At 34.7% G+C, this 6,902-nt stretch carries 4 protein-coding genes and 1 pseudogene; 2 read left to right on the top strand and 3 right to left on the bottom strand.

Annotated features, from left to right (window positions below; translation table 11 throughout):
* The 3 genes and pseudogenes from F6K54_RS37285 to F6K54_RS43505 form a co-directional block, all read right to left on the bottom strand.
* A pseudogene (locus F6K54_RS37285) lies at positions 1–251 on the bottom strand (RNA-guided endonuclease TnpB family protein); the annotation flags it as partial.
* Positions 235–330, bottom strand: coding sequence for a helix-turn-helix domain-containing protein (locus tag F6K54_RS43510; RefSeq protein ID WP_202223267.1), 96 nt, complete (start codon positions 328–330; stop codon positions 235–237). The pseudogene F6K54_RS37285 and the gene F6K54_RS43510, both read right to left, overlap by 17 nt.
* 427 nt (positions 331–757) lie before the next feature.
* A complete protein-coding gene (locus F6K54_RS43505) occupies positions 758–2,590 on the bottom strand; it encodes a PQQ-dependent sugar dehydrogenase (RefSeq protein WP_366558349.1) in 1,833 nt (610 codons plus the stop codon).
* A 1,207-nt stretch (positions 2,591–3,797) separates the two neighbouring features.
* On the opposite strand from F6K54_RS43505, the gene F6K54_RS37270 reads away from it, so the two are divergent.
* Positions 3,798–5,987, top strand: coding sequence for a serine/threonine-protein kinase (locus tag F6K54_RS37270; protein WP_293089028.1), 2,190 nt, complete (start codon positions 3,798–3,800; stop codon positions 5,985–5,987).
* Between the two features lie 15 nt (positions 5,988–6,002).
* Positions 6,003–6,182, top strand: a complete 180-nt coding sequence (locus tag F6K54_RS37265; protein WP_293089026.1) for a hypothetical protein — start codon at positions 6,003–6,005, stop codon at positions 6,180–6,182.
* Positions 6,183–6,902: the final 720 nt, after the last annotated feature.

Genomic DNA, 6,902 nt, shown 5'->3' with positions numbered 1-6,902 from the left:
AATTTAGGAGGTTTAATAGGTCTACCTTTTCTCTTGCCTTGAGTTGATTTAAAAAAGTTTTGATAAGCCTGGTTTAAATCATTCAATGATTGCTGCAATGGTATGTTAGAAACCTCTGACAACCATTGTCTTTCTTCAGTCTTTTTAGCAGATGTAATAAAAAGCTTTTGTAGTTCTGAATTAGTAGATTTCTTTTCTCCTGATTTATACCTATGTTGGCAGTAAGCTAGACTATCATTCACTCGCCACACGGACACAGCCAAATAGCTTGGCTAGCCGGTATTTTTGTCCCGGGGTTGGATATATACGGTACTTAAATCTAGCTTTCATAACTTGACGCATCAAACTAACATATAGGTTAACATATTTATTGAAAAAAATCAACTAAAAAGTCGCCCGCTTATGGGCGAGGCTTGAGACCCATTTTTTCGGTCAAAATAGAAAAAGTAAAAGGTAACAGTGTTAGGACAGTCAAACAAATTGATAACAACAAATAAGAAGTTTTATCTAATACCAATTTAGAAAAAGAATGTTACGAGTAATAGGGGAAATTAAAATACTTTATAGGAGATATCCCTTGGACTAAAAAGATAAATTATGAGCTAAGAAATGATATCAAAGCTATTCATTTTGACTCCTGACTTCCCCTCCCCTCCTGGGAGGGGCTAGGGGTGGGTTGGGAGGGGGAGGGGCGAGGGGTGGGTTGACTCCTAAGACATAACCTAGTTATTTGTAGCAAATATTTATTAAATTTATATTACTCATTATATTGAATCCTATAAATTAGATTATTCATCTCTTCAGTAAACAACAAACTACCATCTGGCAAAACCTCTAAACCAGTCGGACGGCCCCAAGTAGTTTCCTCTGAAATATCTAGAAAACCTGTCAAAAAATCTCGATATTCTCCAGTGGAATTACCATTTTCATCAAAGGGTAAAAAGACTAATTTATAACCTGTTGGTTCCTGACGATTCCAACTACCTCTAAATGCTACAAATGCTCCATTTTGATATTCTTCCGGGAAAGTTTCACCATCATAAAATTGCAGTCCTAAAGGAGCAGAATGAGCTTGAAATAATACATCAGGCGTTTGAGTTTCAGCTACTAAATTCGGATTTTCTCCTACTCTTCTAGGATCTTCTAAATTAGGTGAGAAATAAGCATAAGGCCAACCATAAAATTCTCCTGATTCTAATCCGGTTAAATAATCAGGAACTAAATCATCTCCTAACCCATCCCGTTCATTAACAGTAGTAAAAAGTTGATTTGTAATAGGATGAAAATCTAAACCCACAGGATTTCTTAAACCAAAAGCAAAGGTTTGTTGATTAGAACCATCTAAATTCATTACTTGAACTGATGCTCTGGGTAATGGTTCTACAGATACATTGGAGAGGGAACCAATAGAAACAAAAAGTTGATTATTGGGAGAAATTGCTAAGTTTCTAGTCCAATGACCTCCTGTTGGTAAATCGGCTATTTTTTCACCAGTACCATTAATTTCTAAATCCCCAATATTGTAGGGATATCTTACTACTGAATCTGTATTTCCTACATAGAAATAATCTTGGGTAAATGCCATACCAAAAGGTTGATTTAATCCATTTTCTGCATCGGCAAAAACTTGAGAAAAATCGACAGTACCATCCCCATCTGTATCGCGTAATAAACGTATTTGATTGAGTGGTGTTTCTGTTACTAATACATCTCCTGTGGGAGTAACTTCTAACCAACGAGGTCTTTCTAAATTTTCAGCAAAAACATTAACAGTAAATCCATCGGGAACTTGCAAAACTGGATTATCGGGAACAGGAATAATATCAGCAGGATTAGAAGCACTATCAGTAGCAAAAGGTATAGGTAATGAGTCTAGAGAAATACGGATATTTTCTGATAATAATGTTTGAGTTTCTAGAAAACTACTGTTGCGGTTGTCATTGGATTCTATGTCGATAGAAAAAAAGCTATTGCTGTCTAATTCAGTAGGTAAAATACCTAAAACTCTACCTATAATTTTTTCCGACTGCCTAATTTTAATCGAAGTATCATTACCCCCATTCATAGCAGCTTCTATTATTAAATCATTAACTGTTAAACCCGAAGTTAAACCAAAGCGATCGCCTACTTCAAAATCTGTAATTACATCTGCTTCTTCTGAAAGTACAAAAATATCTGCACCTGTTCCTCCAGTCAAAGTATCTATTCCTAAATCTCCATACAAAGTATCATTTCCCGTACCACCAATCAGAAAATCACTTTCTTTTCCTCCTCTTAATATATCGTTTCCTGCGTCGCCATGAATTTCATCATTTCCTAAATTTCCACTCAGGAAATCATCATTATCGCCACCGAAAATTAAGTCTAAATTTTTACCACCAAATATCGTATCGTTTCCTTGATTTCCGTCGATCGTATCATTATCTTGATTACCATTAATAATTTCTGCATCTATAGCTCCAATAATTGAGTCATTGCCACTTAAACCAAGTAAACCACCAGGCAAATTAGCAAGTAATCCTGGAGTTAGCTGAAAGTTATCAGACTCGGTGGTTAATTCATAAAATCCGTCGGAGGTTTGCCCACTCATTATTTTTGAATTTACTTAAGTTTTTTCTATTTTATCAGGAAAGGCAGGAGGCAGAAGGCAGAAGGGAATTCTAACTCCTTACTTCTCCGTCTAAGGTTTTATATCATGTTCAGATAATTAGTAGACATCTCCAATAATAAAAAATAAAATCAACTATCGTAAAGAAATTATCAATTATTCCCCTCCCCTCCTGGGAGGGGCTAGGGGTGGGTTCCCTACTCCCTCTTTTCTGGAGATGTCTAGTGATAAAAAAACTTTCTCCTTCTGTTGTTTTTTCTTCCCTCCTGACTCCTGACTCCTCCGTCTTATGAAACCTAAATTTAGCGAAATATAAAACGCTTTTCAGTTAAGAGTTAGACAATTGGCATTAAAGCACTATCATAGCCAAAATCACTAACGCCACTTTCTCCTTCTCCTGTTGTTTCTTCTTCTTTCTTCCCCTCCTGGGAGGGGTTAGGGGTGGGTTGACTCCTGACTCCTGACTCCTGACTCCTGCGAGAAAAGTTTTTATTTTGGCATTGAAGAAATACCTTTAAATAATAATATTAATCCCCCAATTAAAATTGCTACTGCTAAACCACCGCTTAGTAAATCAAGCCAACCACTATTTTCCATAATCAAACTCAGTTCAACTCTTAACAAATCTTATATCATAGCTATTTTGTTATCGTCAATACTGAATTGACTAATAATCATTAAAATTTTATTTAATTTACTCATTTTGATGATAATTTGAGTAAATTATAGATACTATAGTATCTATAAAATTTTTGTAAAATCAAGAAAATATAGTAAGCATTAACCTAGCTCGCAGTTAGCTTTTAGCTGTTTCACAAATCATGAATATACACTGCTAAGATCAAGGTTAGTTTTTTTCCAATAGACATCTCCAAAAATCAAAAATAAAATCAATTATCGTCCAGAAATTATCAGTTATTCCCCTCCCCTCCTGGGAGGGGGAGGGGCGAGGGGTGGGTTCCCTATTCCCTATTCCCTCTTTTCTGGAGATGTCTAATACTTTGAATTATCCTTAAATCTCTCAATACTAATTCCTGCTATAAAGGTAATGAATTAATAGCTGTTAACGTAGTTCCTCCGCAGGAGGCTAGCTGAATGATGACCGCTAAATGCTTACAAAATATATAACAAATCTGATGAATAAGCAGTACAAATTCCTATTAAGTATTAAATTTACTAATTTTTTTCTATGAGCTATTGCCTCAATTTACATTGTCAACAACCTCAAAATCCCAAGGATGTAGAATTTTGCCAATCTTGCGGTTCAAAATTGTTACTGCGAGGACATTATCAAGTAATTAAACCTATTGGCAATGGCAGCTTTGGCAGAACTTTTTTAGCAGTGGATTTAGATAGATTTAATACACCTTGCGTAGTCAAACAATTTTTCCCACAAAATCATAACTTAATATCTACAGAGAAAGCATCAGAATTATTTAGAAGAGAAGCAGAGCAACTATTAAAATTGGGAGATAATCCTCAAATTCCTACTTTATATGCTTACTTTGAAGAGCAAGAAAATCTTTATTTGGTAGAACAATTTATCGCCGGAAAAACTCTTCTCCAAGAATTAGAAGAACAAGGAGTATTTAGCGAGAATAAAATCTGGGAAATATTATTAGAATTATTGCCATTATTAAATTTTATTCACAAAGAAAAAGTAATTCATAGAGATATAAAACCAGAAAACATATTACGATTTAATACTTCAAAATTACCAGAAAAAGGAAAACATAAATTAGTCTTAATAGATTTTGGCGTTGCCAAACTAAATAGTCAGGATTTTGCGAGTGAAACTGGTACTATGACTGGTACATTAGGATATGCTCCAATAGAACAAATACGCGGAGGTAAAGCATATCCAGCCAGCGATCTCTACAGTTTAGGAATGACTTGTATTCACTTGCTGACTAAAGTAGCACCTAACCAACTATTTGACCCATTTAGTGGAGAATTAATCTGGCGATCGCATCTAGTTCAACAAGGAAGAGAAATTAGCGATCGCCTAGAAAAAGTATTAAATAAATTAGTCAAAGATCTAGTAAAAGAAAGATATCAATCAGCTACAGAATTACTAACAGAAATTTCCCAGACATCAACTCCGAATATTAACCAAAAAACTCAGGTTAATCAAACAGAAAAAAAATCTTTAGAAGAAATACAAACTACTCAAGAAGAGCCGGAGAAAGTACCTCATATCAGTATCATAGTACAAGCAGAAGTAGAAGCATGGAAAAATAGACAAAATTTAGCAGAATTAACTGAATATAAGCGGGAAAAAATCTTTCATAACGATACCAAAAGCCACTATCAAAGCACTCAAACATTATCAGAAAATCGAAATCTTAACTATCAATCAAAGCCACTGAGTAATGTCATAGAATTTGAAAAGAAAAAAGCAAATTTATCTTCAACAAAAACAAAAATCAGAAACTATTTAAAACTCTCTCAGTTATGGAAAAGTGTACAAATTATCCAAGAGCATAACGCTTCTGTAAACACCGTAGCTATCGGTCCCCACGGTTTTACTTTAATAACTGGCAGCGATGACAAAATAATTAGACTATGGAATCTCAAAACAGGACAACTTTTGCATAAATTTTTAGGTCACACTGCCGAAGTATATGCAATAGCTATTACTACTGATGGCAGAAGAATATTCAGTGGTGGAGATGATAAAACAATATTAGCTTGGAACTTACAGAAAAAAACAATTGCAGACAGATTTTATAGCCATTCAGGTTCTCCTTATAGTCATCGGGGTGGTGCTATTTTGTCAGTAGCTATTAGTCCAGATAATGAAACTGTAATAAGTGGTAGTGCTGACCATACAATTAAACTTTGGAATCAACGTAATGGAGAATTACTTTGTAGATTACACGAACATTTAGATAAAGTTTTCTGTGTCACTTATGCCAAAGTTAATAATACTGGTACGGCAAAAAATTATCCTCAAAATCACATTTTTGCTAGTAGTAGTGCTGACAGTTCCATCAAAATTTGGCAAGCAGGAACTTGTGTCAGTCTGAAAACTTTGAGAGGACATTCTGGAGGAGTATATTCAGTTGCTTTTACTTCAGATGCTCAAGCGATCGCTAGTGGTGGTGCAGATCAAACTATAAAACTCTGGGATGTTCGCACAGGTGAGCTACTGAATATATTCAAAGGTCATTCTCGTGCAGTTTTGTCTGTTGCTATTAGTCCCGATAGTCAAATTCTTGCTAGTGGAAGTCTAGATGGTACGGTTAAATTGTGGAATTTACACACTGGAAAATTATTAGATAGTCTTTGTGGTTACCATCCAGTGCAATTTACTCCAGACGGTAAAACTCTTGTTAGTGGTGGTGAAGGAGGTCGGATTTTAATTTGGAAGTTGTAGTAATATTATGTTCGGTTGAATACTTACACTTTGGAGGAAGGAAGGCAGAAGGCAGAAGGCAGAAGGAAGGAGAAAAAATCTGGCGTTGTCAGATCTATCAAAAAAACTATCGTAATATTTGATGAAGCTGGTATTAATTTGATTGATTTCATTTTGTGTGTTTCCCAGAAAAATTATAGGAATATTTTTTGTTGATTCTGAACTTTGCAAAGATTCGCAAATCTGCACATTACTTTTTTTCCAATGAGAAATTTATTAATATTAGGTCTACTGATATATTTTGCAATAGATTGAAAACTTTTTATCTACTATTAGAAGTAGAAGCTGAGGATAGAGCAAAAGTTTAAAACTCAGACAAAGTAATACTTTTCTTTCTTTCTTCTGAGGTCTACTGATACAGCATTTTCCGTTGTTATGAGGTACAAAATTTTAGGTTTGAGGGAACACCGAATCTGGGAACAGGGAATAGAAAAGAATAAAAACAACTGTATCTCATAGCTTCGGAAACTGCTGTATATTTTGCAATAGATTGAAAACTTTTTATCTACTATTAGAAGCTGAGGATAGATCCTACATTCCGCACGACAAAACGTAGCAACCGAAGAAGGAGTCAGGAGACAGGAGACAGAATTTTAGAAGAAAATCATAGCTGCCGTGATTGAATAATCATGTATAGCAAGTATTTATGCTTAATATTTAACTGATAATTTGACTTTTGAGAAGTAATACCAATTTTATAAATGTTTGCTACAAATAGGTAGGGTACTTCTTAGGAGTCAGGAGTCAGGAGTCAGGAGTCAGGAGTCGTATGGGAATAGATTTAATACCAGTTTTTAGGTCATAAATTCTCTTTTTTGTCAAAGAGACATTTCCTGCAAAATTTTTTTATTGCACTTATTATTCGTAACATTCTTT

Origin of the sequence: Okeania sp. SIO3B5, assembly GCF_010692555.1 — a bacterium.
Lineage (GTDB): Bacteria > Cyanobacteriota > Cyanobacteriia > Cyanobacteriales > Microcoleaceae > Okeania.
This window is presented reverse-complemented; position numbering and strand designations above follow the sequence as displayed.

Excerpts from the sequence above, each read along its gene's own strand:
- F6K54_RS37270 (WP_293089028.1), top strand. The coding sequence starts at position 3,798 with ATGAGCTATTGCCTCAATTTACATTGTCAACAACCTCAAAATCCCAAG.
- F6K54_RS43505 (WP_366558349.1), bottom strand. The coding sequence starts at position 2,590 with ATGAGTGGGCAAACCTCCGACGGATTTTATGAATTAACCACCGAGTCT.
- F6K54_RS43510 (WP_202223267.1), bottom strand. The coding sequence starts at position 330 with ATGAAAGCTAGATTTAAGTACCGTATATATCCAACCCCGGGACAAAAA.